General features: G+C 62.8%; 13 protein-coding genes. 2 read left to right on the forward strand and 11 right to left on the reverse strand.

Annotated elements, in window-relative coordinates; translation table 11 throughout:
• Positions 1–181 precede the first annotated feature (181 nt).
• Complete coding sequence (gene galU / locus ACWGTO_RS08970; protein ID WP_454574505.1) at positions 182–1,087, forward strand: UTP--glucose-1-phosphate uridylyltransferase GalU; 906 nt, start codon at positions 182–184, stop codon at positions 1,085–1,087.
• Positions 1,088–1,127: 40 nt separating this feature from the next.
• Here the strand turns inward: galU and ACWGTO_RS08975 are convergent, their stop codons facing one another.
• Positions 1,128–2,903: an outer membrane beta-barrel protein gene (locus tag ACWGTO_RS08975; RefSeq protein WP_454574506.1), complete on the reverse strand. Its 1,776-nt coding sequence runs from the start codon at positions 2,901–2,903 to the stop codon at positions 1,128–1,130.
• Between the two features lie 150 nt (positions 2,904–3,053).
• Between ACWGTO_RS08975 and ACWGTO_RS08980 the strand changes: the two genes are divergently transcribed.
• Positions 3,054–4,055 (forward strand): KpsF/GutQ family sugar-phosphate isomerase, encoded by a 1,002-nt coding sequence (locus tag ACWGTO_RS08980; RefSeq protein ID WP_454574507.1) that lies wholly within the window; start codon positions 3,054–3,056, stop codon positions 4,053–4,055.
• Positions 4,056–4,137: 82 nt separating this feature from the next.
• Here the strand turns inward: ACWGTO_RS08980 and ACWGTO_RS08985 are convergent, their stop codons facing one another.
• The 10 genes from ACWGTO_RS08985 to ACWGTO_RS09030 form a co-directional block, all read right to left on the reverse strand.
• The gene (locus ACWGTO_RS08985) at positions 4,138–4,602 is read right to left on the reverse strand and encodes an NfeD family protein (protein ID WP_454574508.1); all 465 of its coding nucleotides are present in this window, start codon (positions 4,600–4,602) and stop codon (positions 4,138–4,140) included.
• A gap of 37 nt (positions 4,603–4,639) precedes the next feature.
• Entirely contained in the window at positions 4,640–5,590 is a 951-nt protein-coding gene (locus ACWGTO_RS08990) for an SPFH domain-containing protein (protein WP_454574509.1), read from the reverse strand.
• A 158-nt stretch (positions 5,591–5,748) separates the two neighbouring features.
• Positions 5,749–6,801, reverse strand: a complete 1,053-nt coding sequence (gene hemH / locus ACWGTO_RS08995; protein WP_454574510.1) for a ferrochelatase — start codon at positions 6,799–6,801, stop codon at positions 5,749–5,751.
• A gap of 133 nt (positions 6,802–6,934) precedes the next feature.
• Positions 6,935–8,986, reverse strand: coding sequence for a 5'-nucleotidase C-terminal domain-containing protein (locus ACWGTO_RS09000; protein WP_454574511.1), 2,052 nt, complete (start codon positions 8,984–8,986; stop codon positions 6,935–6,937).
• Between the two features lie 202 nt (positions 8,987–9,188).
• The gene (locus tag ACWGTO_RS09005; RefSeq protein ID WP_454574512.1) at positions 9,189–9,566 is read right to left on the reverse strand and encodes a hypothetical protein; all 378 of its coding nucleotides are present in this window, start codon (positions 9,564–9,566) and stop codon (positions 9,189–9,191) included.
• A 180-nt stretch (positions 9,567–9,746) separates the two neighbouring features.
• Positions 9,747–11,192 carry a homospermidine synthase gene (locus tag ACWGTO_RS09010; RefSeq protein WP_454574513.1) on the reverse strand — a complete coding sequence of 482 codons (1,446 nt, stop codon included), beginning with the start codon at positions 11,190–11,192 and terminating at the stop codon, positions 9,747–9,749.
• A 132-nt stretch (positions 11,193–11,324) separates the two neighbouring features.
• Positions 11,325–12,248 carry a heme-dependent oxidative N-demethylase family protein gene (locus ACWGTO_RS09015; RefSeq protein ID WP_454574514.1) on the reverse strand — a complete coding sequence of 308 codons (924 nt, stop codon included), beginning with the start codon at positions 12,246–12,248 and terminating at the stop codon, positions 11,325–11,327.
• 52 nt (positions 12,249–12,300) lie between these two features.
• Positions 12,301–12,963: an aminotransferase class IV family protein gene (locus ACWGTO_RS09020; RefSeq protein ID WP_454574515.1), complete on the reverse strand. Its 663-nt coding sequence runs from the start codon at positions 12,961–12,963 to the stop codon at positions 12,301–12,303.
• A complete protein-coding gene (locus tag ACWGTO_RS09025) occupies positions 12,912–14,057 on the reverse strand; it encodes an aminodeoxychorismate synthase component I (RefSeq protein WP_454574516.1) in 1,146 nt (381 codons plus the stop codon). Before ACWGTO_RS09025 ends, ACWGTO_RS09020 begins: the two co-directional genes overlap by 52 nt.
• A gap of 165 nt (positions 14,058–14,222) precedes the next feature.
• Positions 14,223–14,960 carry a proton-conducting membrane transporter gene (locus tag ACWGTO_RS09030; RefSeq protein WP_454574517.1) on the reverse strand — a complete coding sequence of 246 codons (738 nt, stop codon included), beginning with the start codon at positions 14,958–14,960 and terminating at the stop codon, positions 14,223–14,225.
• Positions 14,961–15,367: the final 407 nt, after the last annotated feature.

Genomic DNA, 15,367 nt, shown 5'->3' on the forward strand with positions numbered 1-15,367 from the left:
AAGACCATTCATCGCCGAACCGGGTTAGGAATTAGTTTACCATAGGTGCCGTCGGGAACGAAAAGACACGTCGATGCTTTAGGCACTGGAAGTTCTCACCAGTAGCTCGTAATCCTCGATTTCGGCGTGAAAATGTCTCGAAACGGGATTGCGGAGCAGGCAATCAAACGGATAATGGCGTATGAAGCGAGTTCGCAAGGCAGTTTTCCCGGTCGCCGGTCTCGGCACGCGGTTCCTCCCGGCCACGAAGGCCATCCCCAAGGAAATGCTGACCGTCGTCGACCGGCCGGTCATCCAGTATGTCGTCGATGAGGCGCGCGAGGCCGGCATCGAACATTTCATCTTCGTCACCGGCCGCAACAAGGCGGTCATCGAGGACCATTTCGATATCCAGTTCGAGCTCTATGACACGCTCGCCCAGCGCGGCAAGGACGAGCAACTGGCCCGCTTGCAGGGACTGCAGCCGGCACCGGGGCAGACCTCGTTTACCCGCCAACAGGTGCCTATGGGCCTCGGCCATGCCGTCTGGTGCGCGCGCGAACTGGTCGGCGACGAGCCCTTCGCGCTTCTCTTGCCCGATATGATCATGCAGTCGGAAAAGAGCTGCATGAAGGCCATGGTCGAACTCTACGAGGAGACCGGCAACAACATCATCGCCGTGCAGGAATGCGATCCGGCCGAAACCCACAAATATGGCATCGTCGGCCGCGGCGAGGACACGCATCACGGCTTCCGCATCACCGAGATGGTCGAGAAGCCCAAGACCGGCACCGCGCCGTCCAATCTCTACATCAACGGCCGCTATATCCTGCAGCCCGAGATATTCAAGATCCTCGAAAGCCAGGAAAAGGGCGCCGGCAACGAGATCCAGCTCACCGACGCGATGCTGAAGCTGGAAAAGCAGCAGCCCTTCTTTGGCTACCACTATCAGGGCCGCACGTTCGATTGCGGTTCGCCGGAAGGTTTCGTCGAGGCCAATGTCGCCTTCGCGCTGTGGCGCAGCGACATGAACGAGAACATGGCCGGCGTCATCCGCACGCTGCTCGACGAGATGAAGCCGTCCGAGCGTCGCGGCGCCGCGTTCTAGCCTTCTCTGCTTCGGCTGAATCCCAACTTGCCATCCATCCTCAACGCTGGAGCTTCAGCCCGAGGTAGATGCTGTTGGCGGTGTAGTTGCGCCCGGGCAGATTGCTGGTCAGCTTTTCGGTGCGGGCGCGGCTGGTGAGGCCGACATAGCGGTTAAGCCACCATGTCAATCCGGCTTCCGCGCTCAACGTCAGATCATGTCCGTCGGAGCCGGTATAATTGCGCCAGTCGACGCCAAGGGCTGCGTTGCCGGTGAGGTCGGCGCGGATCTGCCGCTCGCCGGTGAGGCGGCCGGAGTAAAGGATGTCGCCGCTTTCATTGGCGGCCGTGGTGCCTTCGATCATGGTTCGCGCGGTAAGGCCGATGATGGTGCCGCGTTCAGGCGACCATTTGAGGTCGGCATTCACCGACGCCCCCGAATTCGCCTCCAGACTGGTGTCGTCGATCGCTTCCCGGAGCCAGCCGGCCGAAAATTCGCCGGCCAGTTTCTCGCCCATGTCCACTTCGACACCGGCGCGCGCGCCGAGCCGGGTCGATGACCGCTCAAAGCCGCCCGAATCGACGCGCAGATCATAGGCGCGGCGACCGACTTCGACTTCGGCGAAGGGCGTGATGGCGGGAGAGATCTCGTAGCCGGTGCGCAAGGTCGCCGTATAGAGGGTGGAATCGCGGTCCTTCTGCGACAACACCATGCCGCCCGAAAGCTTGGCGTCGCCGTAGAAGTCATGCGAGACCGCGCCGGTCAGGGCGAAACGCAGCTTGCCGACGTCCTTCTTGATGGCCAGGCTGCCGTCGACGGTCTGGCGGATCGGCTGCGAGGCGACGCCAGGAATCGCGTTGGGCGAGGAGGCCGATTCCGGCGCGATCTCGTAGCCGAGCTTGGCGATGGCGCGCAGTTCATTGTCGAGATCGACATTGAGCGAACCTTCGATGCGGCCGCGCCCCTCGTTGATCTTTTGGCCCGAAATGGTGTTGCGGAAGTTGCCGTAGCCGTCGATGACAGCGGAATTCTCGCGCCAGTCGGAGGCGGCAGAGAAACGCAGCGCCGTTTCGGACAGCACCGCCGACTTGCCGCCAGAGCTGGAATCGGCATTCGACGTGACGGTAACGCCCTGCTCCAGCGTCGGCCGCAGCAGGAAAGAGCCGACCTTGATCCCGGTTGCCCTGTAGGGATCGTCCTCGGGCTTTTTCTTCTGGCCCTCGATGGCATCGGTGCGCTCGGCGCCAGGGTCGAGCTTCTGCCGGTCGACGCTGTCGACGGTGAGGGCACGGCGGTTGGCCGTATCCTGGTCCGTATCGTCTGCCGCGGTGCCATCCGAAGTCGTTCCGGTGGTGGTTGCGTCGGTTGCCTGGCCAGGCTTCTTCTTGTCCGCAGCCTTGGTCTTGGCCTTGTCCGCATCGGCCGCGCGTTGCTTTGCTGTCGACGGCCGGCGTGGCTGAACGGTTGGCGGCTGATCGGCGAACGATTCGTCGGTGGTCGCCGGCGGCTCAAAAATGCTGTTTGCGCCGGCCTGTGGCGGGTCGGTGTCATCAGGCAAGGCGCCATCGCTGGCCGGCACATAGGCGGTTGGCGTGTTTTCCGTGGGGGTGGTGTCGGCAGGCGCCGGCTTGACCTGCGTGTTGGCCTTGCTCAATTGCCTGGCCCGGCGCTGCTGATCGGACAGAATCGCCGATTCCGAAACCTCGCCGCGCAGCTCGGTTTCCTGGGCATGTAGCGCAGTTGGCCGCAGCAAAGCGAGCACGCTCGTCGCCAGAAGCAGAGCGCAAAAGGCTCTGCCCATTCGACCTTTTTTCTTTTCAGGCTGGGCCCGCGACATAGTCACCACTGCTTGCGCGGCGCAAGCGCGCCATACTTACCGAACCGTAAACAGGGATGGTTAACGGAGGGTTGAAGGGTTGCCTGTCAGACCTGGCCGGACGGCAATTCTGTTGGACAGACGAACGGCAAAGCGCTAAGCGCATCAGCCATGCATGCGGGATCCCCAGAAAAGAAGCCTTTGGACAGTCAGGCTTCGATCGCCTCGGCGCTGAGAACGGTAGCCACGGAACAGGCCGGCGTGGCGGCATTGGCCGCGGCGCTGGAAAACGGATTGGCTGGGCCCTTCGCCCACGCAGTCGACATCATCTCGCGCATCGATGGCCGGGTCATCGTCACCGGTGTCGGCAAAAGCGGCCACATCGGTTCCAAGATCGCCGCCACGCTTGCCTCGACCGGTACGCCTGCCTTCTTCGTCCATCCGTCGGAGGCCAATCATGGCGACCTCGGCATGATCGCCAGGGATGATGCCATCATCGCCATGTCCTGGTCCGGCGAGAGCAAGGAATTGATGGGCATCGTGGCCTATTCCAGGCGCTTTTCGATCCCGCTGATTGCGATTACCTCCGGCGCCACCTCGGCGCTGGCGCGGGCGGCCGACGTGGTGCTGCTTCTGCCATCCGTGCCGGAAGCCTGCCCGCACGGCCTGGCGCCGACGACGTCGACGCTGCTGCAACTGGTGGTCGGCGATGCGCTGGCCATCGCGCTGCTCGAAGCGCGCGGTTTCACCCCCGACCATTTCCGCACTTTCCACCCCGGTGGCCAGCTCGGCGCCAATCTGACGCAGATCCACGAGATCATGCATGTCGGCGACAGGCTGCCGCTGGTGGCTTCGGGCACCAGCATGCGCGAGGCGATCCTGGAATTATCGAACAAGGGGTTCGGCTGCGTGGCCATCACTTCCACTGACGGCGCCTTGGTCGGCATCATCACCGATGGCGACATCAGGCGCCATATCGGCAGCAATCTCATGGAGATGAGTGTCGATCAGGTGATGACGAAAAAGCCGAAGACGGCCACCCCCGACACGCTGGTGGCGACGGCGCTGCAGACCATCAACGACTCGGCGATCACCAGCCTGATGGTGGTCGAGGGCAGGCGGCCGGTGGGACTGGTCCACTTGCACGACCTGCTGCGCATAGGCGCTGCCTGAAAAATCAGGGCGCGTCACATTAGGAAGCCCTACGCGACGCGCCCTGTTTTCCGTTCCGAAAGCGCTGCGCGCTTTCGGGCGTTCAGACAGCCTCGACCGTCAGTTCCAGATCGGTGTCGGCGGAACCGACGACGCGCACCTGGGTACCGGCCGGGAGGTCGGGACCGGAGACGCGCCACAGCGTGTCGCCGAGCTTGATGCGGCCGCGGCCGTCCTTGATCGGTTCGGCAAGGGTGGCCATCTTGCCGACAAGCTGCGCGCCGCGCCGGTTGAGCAGCGGCTGGTCGCTCGGGACATTACGTCCGCCAACCAGCTTCTTGCCGGCAAAGGCCGAGACCAGCGACAGGGCCAGGAAGGCGAGGACCTGGACTTCCCAGGTCCAGAAGCTTGCGCCCCAGATGAGCAGCGAAATCAAGCCGATCACCAATGCGGCTATGCCGATCCACAGCATGAAGATGCCTGGCGCGATGACCTCCATCACCAGGAGGACGAAGCCCAGAACCATCCAGTTCCACGGGCCAAGTTCGGAGATAATGCGGTCGAACATGGGAGTGTGCTCCTATGATCTCAGTTCTCGCCTAGCCTCAATTCTCGCTTGGGCGAACCACCGGGGGGCGGGCGACCTGCCGCGCAGCGCCGGCGGTGCCTTCGCTGCGAAACACCTCCTTTGCGATTTCGCTTATGCCGCCGAGCGTGCCGATCAGCGCCGAGGCTTCCATCGGCATCAGCACGACCTTGCTGTTGTTGGCGGTGCCGATCTTGCCCATCGCTTCGGTGTATTTCAGTGCCACGAAGTAGTTGAGCGCCTGCACGTCGCCCTTGGAGATCGCTTCCGACACAACCTGGGTGGCGCGCGCTTCGGCCTCGGCGGAACGTTCTCGCGCCTCGGCGTCGCGGAAAGCGGCTTCCTTGCGGCCTTCGGCCTCGAGGATCTGCGACTGCTTGAGGCCTTCAGCGGCAAGAATCTGCGCGCGCTTGTTGCGTTCGGCCGTCATCTGCCGGCCCATCGATTCGATGAGGTTGGCCGGCGGGTTGATGTCCTTGATCTCGACGCGTGTGATCTTGATGCCCCACGGGTGTGCCGCCTCGTCAACGACACGCAGCAAGCGCTCGTTGATGGCGTCGCGGTTGGACAACAGTTCGTCGAGGTCCATCGAGCCCATGACGGTACGGATGTTGGTCATCGTCAGGTTGAGGATGGCGTTCTCGAGGCCGGCGACCTGATAGGCGGCCTGCGCAGCATTGAGGATCTGGTAGAAGGCGATGCCGTCGACACCCACTATAGCGTTGTCGCGGGTGATGATTTCCTGGCTCGGAACGTCGAGCACCTGCTCCATCATGTTCATCTTGGCGCCGATACGGTCGACGAACGGCACGATGAGGTTGAGGCCGGGGCTCAGTGTTTTGGTGTAACGGCCAAAACGCTCGACGGTATAATTATAGCCTTGCGGGATTGTCCTGATGCCTTTGATAAGAAGCACCAACACCAGAAAGGCAAGCGCACCAATCGCAATACCGAAACCGCTGAAGTCCATTTAAATCTCCCTCAGATGCCGGCCACCGTTTTGATTCCATGCAACCGACTTCACCAAACACTTAGGTGTGTTTCAATAATGTTACAATCAGGTGATCACTGATTATCAGTGCACAGACGACCGCAACAGTGGCGATCGATCACCGCAACGTGGCGGCCTCAGATCCAACCCGACAGCTCGCGCCGGACCATAGCCTCGATCACCGCCATGCCTTCCGCACTGTCGTTGAGGCATGGGATGTGGGCGAATTTCTCGCCGCCGGCGTGGTGGAAGGTCTCGGCCGCCTCGCGGCCGATTTCGTCCAGCGTCTCGATGCAGTCGACCGAAAATCCGGGATTGACGATGGCGATCGATTTCACCCCGTCCTTCGCCAGTTTCTCGACAGTCTTGTCGGTGTAGGGCTGCAGCCATTCCTGCGCGCCGAAGCGCGACTGGAAGGTGGTGATCAGCTTCTGTTCGCTCCAGCCGAGCTTTTCGCGCAGCAGCCGTGTCGTCTTCTGGCAGTGGCAGTGATAGGGATCGCCTTTCTCGAAATACGGTTTCGGGATGCCGTGATAGGAGGTGATGACAACCTCCGGTTCGAAGTCGAGCGTTTCCAGTTGCCGCTCGATCGAAAGGGCGAGCGCCTCGATGTAGACCGGCTCGTCATAGTAGGGCGGAACACTGCGCACGGCAGGCGCGCGGCGCATCTTCATCAGCGCGCGAAACAACTGGTCGTTGGCGGTAGCGGTGGTGGTGGCCGAATATTGCGGATAGAGCGGGAACGCCAGGATGCGGTCACAACCCTGCTCGACCAGCCTTTGCGCGACGCTCGCGGTCGACGGGTTGCCATAGCGCATCGCCCAGTCGACGACGACATCAGGCAGGTCATGGAGCGCTTCGGCCAGCTTTTCGCTCTGCGCGCGGGTGTAGGTGCGCAGCGGTGACTCGTTCTTTTCCTGGTTCCAGATCCTGGCATAGTTGGCGCCCGACTTTTTCGGCCTCGTGGTCAGCACCAGGCCGTAAAGGATCGGGTACCAGATCGCCTTGTTGAGTTCGATGACCCGCGGATCAGACAGGAATTCACGGAGATAGCGCCACATCGGCTTGAAATCGGTGCCGTCGGGCGTGCCGAGATTGACCAGCATGACACCGATCTTGCCGGCCTTTACCGGCGGATGTCCAGCCGGCAGCGGGCCGAGCGCTTTCGCTGCTTTGGGATCAATCGTCATGGTGGTTCTCCGGACACGGCGTGAAACTAACGACGCCGCGCCGGTTTTCAATGCCACGTCTGGCCGCACCTGTCCGGAAAAGCAACACCCGGCCCGGCTGACCGGACGGGTGCTCCGATTTTCCTGCAGCGGGCTATTCGGCAGCCGGCGGGATGGTCACCGTCGCGCCGATTGGCAGCCGGCGCGGTTCATAGCCCTTGTTGGCTTCGGCGATCACTTTCCATTTGGTGCCGTCGCCGTAGACCTTCACAGCCAGATCCCAATAGGTGTCGCCGGCAACGATGACATGGTCGGCTTCGGGATGATCGGGGTCGGCCGGCTTTGCCGGTTCAGCAGGCGCAGGCGCCGCCGGGACAACTGGCGCTGGCTCGGTCGACATGGCCGGCGGCGTGTTGGCGATATCGCCTGAGTTGGCTGGCAATTCCGGCATAGCGGGTGCTGCTTCCGCAGGCTTGGCCGGTTCGGCCGGAGCCGGCGCCGGAGTTGCGGGAGCCGGCGCTGCCGGGGCGGTCTCGGCAGGTTTGGCCGGTTCGGCAGGCTTAGCCGGTTCCGCGGCGGGCGCCGCTGCTACAGTCGCGGCGATTTCGGTGATGCGGCCGTCGAGCTTCGGCGTATAGGGCCGATGCGCTGCGAGATAGTCGGCAACCACCTGTTCCAGGCCGGGGCCGTAATCATAGGCGTTCTTGGCCTTCTCGGCGAAGACCTTGTAGCCGTCGCCGCCCTGGCGGACATAATTGTTGGTAGCGACCAGATAGTCCTTGTCCGGGTTGATCGGCGCCCAGGCGCCGCCCTCCATCACCTCGACCGACTTGACGCGGCCGGCATTGGGCGCGACCGACTTGTCGAAAGAGTATTTGAGACCTGCCACCTGCGGGAAGCGGCCGGCGCCATCCTCGACCTGGCTGACGCCGTTTTCCAGACCGGCAACCAGATCCTTGCCGGAAATCTGGAAGGTCGCCAGCGTGTTCTGGAACGGCAGCACGGTCAGCACCTCGCCCATGGTCACGGTGCCCTTGTCGATCGAGGCACGCAGGCCGCCGCCATTGGAGACGACGATCTCGACACCCTGTCCCTTGACGCGGTCGAGGATGGCCTCGGAAACGAGGTTGCCCATCGCGCATTCCTTGGTGCGGCAATTCTCGCGGCTGCCGTCGACGGCCTCGGTGGTCTCGGCCACTTCCTTGTTCTTCAGCGCCTCGATCGGCGCGCCCAGCTCCTTGATGCGGGCAAGCACGGCGGGGTCGGGGGTAATCGACTTGTCGAGGAAGATCGGGTCGCCGCTGGCTTCCTTGACGGCGCCATTGTCGTCGAACACGACCTTGAACTCGCCGAGGTATTTCGAATAGGAGGCCGCCTGCACCACCGGCACCTTGGAGCCGTCAGGGTTGTCGACCATCGTCGGATAGGGGCCTTCCGCCTTAGGGTCGGTGTTCGACAACAGCGAATGGCTGTGGCCGCCGACCACCACGTCGATGCCGGGGATCTTGGCAATGACATCGCGCTCGCGCCTGTAGCCGATATGAGTGACGGCGATGATCTTGTTGACGCCTTGCGCCTTCAGCTTCTCGACCTCGGCGGTGATCGACTTGACGTCGTCGGCGATGGTGATGTTGGGGCCGGGCGAGGCGAGTTCCGGCGTGTCGTTGGTCACGGCGCCAACGATGCCGATCTTCTGGCCGCCGACCTCAAGCACGATCGACGGCTTGATCTTGCCCGCGGCACCGGACTTGTCGTTGGCCACGACATTGGCGCTGACGATCGGGAATTTCGCCTTGTCGAGGTAAGGCACCAGGGCGCTCTCGCCATCGTCAAATTCGTGGTTGCCGAGCGTTACCGCGTCGGGTTTGATCTGATTGAGAAATTCCTCCTCCGCAGCACCCTTGTAGGTGATGTAGAACAGCGATCCCTGGAAGCTGTCGCCGGCATTGAGCAGCAGCACGTTCTGGCCTTCGAGCTTCTTGCGCTCCTGCGCGATCGCTGTGACCAGCCGGCCGGCACCGCCAATGCACTCACCCTTGGTCTCCTCCTCGGCCGAGCAGGTCGACTCGTATTTGTTGTTGCCTTCGATGCGGCTGTGCCAATCGTTGAAATGCAGGATATTCAACGTGTAGTCGGCAAAGGATGGCACGGCCGACAGGCCGAGCGTCGAGGCAGAAAGGGCGGCAATGGCGGCGAGCTTCTTCATCTTCGTCTCCCGGATGGACCTGGTCAAAGCGTTAGCGCTCTTGCTAGACTGCAGGATAACAGCCAGCTTTTGGTCATGTTCCCATCGCGGTTATGGCGATGCAAGAAGAATCAGGGCGGGCGAAATCGGCATCGGTTTGCCGGCATAAAAAAAGGCGGCGGCATCGCGCCGCCGCCTTTTCGCAAGGCCGTATGAGATAAGCTCAGCTGCGCCTGGTCAGCACGAAGTTCTGGCCAGCGGAGCTGGTGCAATTCAGCTGGTTGATCGACACCAGCAGGCAGTTGAAAGCGATCGGCTGCTGCCGGATCAGCGAAGTGCCGTTGATCTCGACAGAGGTGGCGCCGGTCTTGGTGTAGCTGCCATCGGCGAACTTCTCGCCGGTCTCTGCCGAAACAGTGGTGAAGACGCCGCCGCTCAATGTCGAGACCGCCTTGCCTTCGGCGTTCAGCCAGGACCCTTCGACGCCTCGCGGCTGCGATGACATCGGTGGCCCGTCGGAACCGCCGGTGGTGCAGGCGGCAAGCATCGTCGCAAGAGCGCCCGCGGCGCCCGCCGAAAGAATTTTGCGCGCAATCGTCATATCAAATCCTCTCCCTGGCGCATCGGCCCCAACCGCAATGGAAGGCACGATGTGCGTGGCCTCAAGTTTCCAGAGCCTTCCCACGTGCGCCCAAATGGGCGCACACTGCTCTCGTCCGCATCCCTTCAATCGCCCGATTTCCGGGCGATTGCAAGGCAGTGAGGCAGAGTTACAGATCCGCTATCGGACGAGGATGTTGCGGAATTGCCACGGGTCGTTTTTGTCGAGGTCCTCGGGGAATAGACCCGGGCGATTATCCAGCGGCGTCCAGTCGGTGTAGTAACCCTTGACCGGTCCGAGATACTGCGACTGCACTTCCAGGCAGCGTTTGTAGTCCATCTCGTCGGCCTCGACGATACCGGCCTCCGGGTTTTCCAGCGCCCAGACCATGCCGGCGAGCACGGCCGAAGTGACCTGCATGCCGGTGGCGTTCTGGTAGGGCGCCAGCTTGCGGGCTTCCGCCAGCGACAGCTGCGAACCGTACCAGTAGGCGTTCTTGTCGTGGCCGTAGAGCAGCACGCCGAGTTCGTCGACACCGTCGACCAGCTCGTTCTCGTCAAGTACGTGATGCACGGGCTGTGCCTTGCCTGCGGCGCCGAACATTTCGTGCAGCGACAGCACGGCGTCGTTGCAGGGGTGATAGGCGTAGTGGCAGGTCGGGCGGTAATGGACCTTGCCCTTCTTGCCGCGCACGGTGAAGAAGTCGGCGATCGAAATCGCCTCATTGTGCGTCACCAGGAAACCGTATTGCGCGCCCGGCGTCGGGCACCATGAACGCACGCGGGTGTTGGCGCCGGGCTGTTCCAGGTAGATCGCAGCTTTGGAGCCATCCTTGTGCTTCTTGCCGTTCTTCGGCATCCATTTCTCGTGAGTGCCCCAGCCGAGCTCGGCCGGCTGCAGCCCTTCCGAAATGAAGCCCTCGACCGACCAGGTGTTCCAGAACACGTTCATCGGCTTCGGCTTCTTGGTGCGCTGGGTGTCGCGCTCGGCGATGTGGATGCCCTTGACCCCGGCCTTTTTCATCAGCTTGGCCCAGCCGTCACGGTCGTCCTGCGCCGGTTCGGAAAATTCGAGGCCGAGATTACCGGCGAGGTTCAGCAACGCCTGCTTGACGAACCAAGAGACCATGCCCGGATTGGCGCCGCAGGTCGAAACCGCCGTCGCACCGCCGGGCTTGTCGTGCTTTTCCTTGATCATGGCTTCGCGTAGCGCGTAGTTGGTGCGGCTGGCATTGTCGGCCTTGGTGTCGAAATAGAAGCCGAGCCACGGCTCGACGACGGTGTCGATATAGAGCACGCCGAGCTTGCGGCAGAGCCGCATCAGGTCGACCGAGCCGGTATCGACCGACAGATTGACGCAAAAGCCCTGGCCGCTGCCATTGGTCAGAAGCGGGGTCAACAGCTTCTTGTAGTTCTTCTCGGTCACGTGCTCCTGGACGAAGGCGATGCCGCGCTCGTCGAGCAGCTTGCGATCTGTATCGAGCGGGTCGACGACCGTCATGCGCGACTTGTCGAACTTGAAATGGCGCTCGATCAGAGGCAGCGTTCCCCGTCCGATCGAACCAAAGCCGATCATCACGACGGGGCCGGTGATTTCACCGTAAACGGGCCAGTTTTCATTCGCCATTTTATCGAGCACTCCTTCAAAAAACCCAGGAAACTGGGGCAAAACACGCGCAAAACCGGGCGTTTTTGCCCGGTGACCATGCGCTACATCACAGATCATTGTCACAAACCAGCGAAAAGCGCCAACCCGCTTCTAGCCGTCAGTGGCCATGTGGTTAAGGACGCCGATCAGCCGGTCGCGGTCGGCGGTCATGCCCTTGTAGTCGAGCTGAGCCTCATCCAGCGCCAGCAATTGCGCGGCGAAAGAGCCGGCAAGCGTTGCACGCTCCGGGTGCCGCGCCAACACGGCCAGCGGGTCGAGATGGATGCGGATGGTGAACAGGATATCGTGCGAAACCGGCAGTTTGCGCAGCGTCTGGCGCTCGACGCGGATGAAGGCGTGGGCGTTGATGTCGCCGTCTGGAAACCGCGAAGGCCGGTTGGTGGCGCGGTCGATGCGCTCGACATTGGACAGGGCATGATAGAGCGCGTCGTCGGCCTGGATCGACCAGTTGAAGCGCTCGACGGCCTGACCCTGCAGGCCATCGAACATGCGGTTGATGAGCTCGGCCGGCCTGGTGCCGGGTCCGAAACCCGGCACCGGTGCGTGGATCTGCTGCAGCGGCCGACCGAATTTTTCGAGCAGTGACCAGGATGACGGGAAGCACAGTGAGCCGGCGGCAAGCCGCCAGCCGCTGTCATCGCGGCTCATCAGGATCAGGTCTTCCTGGACGAGCAGCGAGGCTGCGACCAGCGGGGCATCGGGGAAGGCGTCGGAGTCGGCTTTGGCGCCAATGACCTCAACCCCGGCACTGGTGCGCCGGTAGATCTCGGGAAATGTCACCAGCAGATGTGCTTCGAGCAGGTCGCGCACTTCGCGTTGGGCGTCGCGCGTACCGTCCTCCTCGACAAACACCTTGTCGGGAATTTCGGCATAGAGCCGCCGTTTCTCGGCGAGATGATCGACAAGATGCCCATCGACCTCGATCCACTTGTCGAGCTCGAGCGGCTTCAGCCCGATCGTGAAGAGCCTTGAGGAGCCATCATAGGGCGTGTGGGTGGGGTGACGAGAATTCATGCTTTGCTAGAAAGTGTCCAATGCCGGCGATCATTCTCGCAGCCGCTTCGTATCAGGCCAATGTTGCCGGGATCAAGCCGCGCAGAGAATTGCCGACGAACAGCGTCTTGGCGGATTTCAAATCATCAAAGCTGTAGATCGCTTCCTGGGCACGGCCTTCGTCCAGCAGCTCGGCGCGCAATACGCCAGGCAGCAAGCCGCAGTCGAGCCGGGGTGTCATCAGCACGCCATTGCCGAAATCCGCGAAGATGTTGGTGATGGTGCCTTCACAGATTTCGCCGCGCTCATTGGCCAAGAGCACCTCGTCGGCGCGAGTAGGAAGGTATTCGGCACGGGCATGGGTGTAGCCCTGCCGCCGGCTGGTCTTGTGGCGCAGCAGCGTATCGCTGGACGACAGTCGCACCCGCGCCAGCTGCAGCCGCCAGACCTTGTCGGCGGCGAGTGGCTCGTAGAGCTGAGCCGAGGCGGTCGTCTCGCCATTGCGCTGCAGGACAAGACGGGTGCGCAATGCCGTCTGCTGACGGCCCACGGTGTTCGCCAGAACATCGCCAATCCGTTGCGGATCGCAGGCAAAGCCCAGTTCTTCCGCCGAGCCGTAAAGGCGCGCGAGGTGACGGTCGAAGCGCAGGAAGCCTTGGCCCGGCTCCCAGCGCATGGTCTCGATCAGCTCGAAGTCGGCGGTGTTCCCGTCGCGAAGCGCGCCTTCAGCAGACACTCTTGATACTCCTCCTCGGCCGTCGAATCGAAGACGACGCCGCCGCCGACATTGTAGACGGCCTCGCCGCTGGAAAAGAGCGAGATGGTGCGGATCGCTACCGAAAAGCGCATGGTGCCGCCGGGCGCGATCCAGCCGATGGCGCCACAATAGACGTCACGCGGCGTGGCTTCCAGATCGTGCAGGATTTCCATGGCACGGATCTTTGGCGCACCTGTGATCGAGCCGCAGGGAAACAGGGCGGCGAAGATCTGGCGGATGCCGAGATCAGGCAACAGCTTTGCCCTGACGCGGCTCACCATCTGGTGGACGGTCGGGTAGCTCTCGATGCGGAACAGTTCCGGGACCTCCAGCGAGCCGACCTCGCTGATCAGCGAAATGTCGTTGCGCAGGAGATCGACGATCATCCGGTTCTCGGCCTGGTTCTTTTCGTCATTGCGCAGGAACATCTTCAGCCGCGCATCCTCGGCCTTGGTGGCGCCACGCGGTGCGGTGCCCTTCATCGGATGGGTTTCGATCATGCCTTCAGTGTCGATCTCGAAGAACAGTTCGGGCGAGCGCGACAGAACGATGGGATCACTGAGCGAAATCAGCGCGCCGTATTTCACCGGCTGGCGCCCGGTCAGCGCATCGAAAGCGGCGAGGGGATCGCCGGACCACTGCGCATGGATCGGAAAGGTCAGGTTGCCCTGGTAGCAATCGCCCTTGCGGATGTGGTCGTGAAGGCGCGCGAAGCGTTTGGCGTAGTCCCGCTCCGACCAGACGGCTCTGGCGTCGAAGATCGGGCCGTTGCTGGCCGGCGCATTGTTGTGTGGCACCGCCTGTTCAACCGGGGGGTCGAAAACGCCGAGGCAGACCAGCGGCGCGCGCCGGCCCTCGGGCAGCAGCGGCACCAGCTTCGGCTCGAGCAGGTAGCCGGCTTCGTAGGAGAAATAGCCCGCCAGCCATTTGCCGGCGTCTGATGCCGCTTGCGCCGCCGCCAGTGCCGGCAGGAAATCCTTGGCATTATAGGCGACGATGATGTCGGCTGGGTGGTCGAAGACCAGCTGACGGCCGCTTTCGTCGTTGCGGAAAATGGCAGAGGGCAGGGGCATGGGGCTCGGAGCTGCGGTCGATGACGCCAGAACCGCTCTATATGGGGGGCGGGCGGCGTGCAATCGAGGGAGCGGCGTCGCAGGGCGCAAAGACGGCGGCGCTTGCGAAAACAAAAGCGGCGCCCCGAGGGCGCCGCCCTGTCGGCCCTATTGCCGATGATCAGATCAGGTGTTGTTGGCGGTCCCGGCGGTCGGGAATTGGCGCGCGAATTCCGTCTCGTCGCCGGCGGCAAGCAGCTTGGCCTGCTCGATCCACTTTTCGCGTGCGATGCGGCCGTCGAAATTCAGCGTGTCCTCGATGCGCTTGACGTCGGCCGCCGTCCAGGCGGCGATCTGGGCGTAGGTCGTGACGCCAAGGCCCTTGAGCAGCTTGTCGTTGACCGGGCCGATGCCGATCAGGCGGCGCAGATTGTCGGCCTTCGCAGCTGCCGGGGCGGCCTTCTTGGGGGCTGCGGCGGGCTTTGAAGCGGCAGGCTTCGGAGCGGCGCTCGCCTTGGCAGCCGCGGGTTTGCTGGCAGCCGGTTTGGCGGCCGCGGATTTGGCCGCAGCTGGCTTGGCGGCAGGTTTGGCCGCGGCAGTTTTGGCGGGCGCTGCCGGCTTCGCGGCCGGGGCGGACTTGGCCGTTGCCGGTGTCGACAACATCGCAGCCGGCGCCGCGCTGGAAGGCTTGGCCGATGGAGTAGACGTTTCACGCAGCCGGCGCTCGAGATCGGCGCGGGTCTTGCCGCAGGCGTCGAGTTCGCCGGTCAGGCGATCGGCATCGGCGCGCAGCCTGTCGCGCTCGCTGCGGGTGCGGTCGAGGTCGCCGCGCAGGCTGTCAAGCTCACCGCGCAGCCGGCCCCAGATAAACCAGCCAACCAACACACCTACAAGGAACGCCAGGACAATGTAGAAGAAGGTCATGGTCTCTCTCCAGTCGGATCCGTCCGCCGCCGCCTAAAGTCATGACCTTGGCGGATCGGATCATCCAATGATGGTTCGGCGGTTCAGGGAACAGCCGGTCTGTCCGACTGCCGGCGTTCGGCTTCCCGCCCATTGCCAACCGTCGCTGTCGCATCCGCCAGACCGCTGTCAAGGGCCGGGATGCTGTCCGGCCTGAGCCGCGCGCCCGGCTGAGCTTCAGTCGGAAAGGCTATCATACGGATTCCGGAAAGCTAACGGAAAATTTCGCCGGAGAGTTCTTCAAGAACAGATATTTAGAACAAGAACAGAGCTGCCGTCACATGCATTCCGGCTAAACTGTTCTGCGATTTCGCAAAGTCGAGACCGCCGCCGAACCTTTCGCTCCGCGCTACTGGTCCAACGGCTCC

The sequence above is a fragment of the Mesorhizobium sp. PL10 genome (assembly GCF_053714315.1).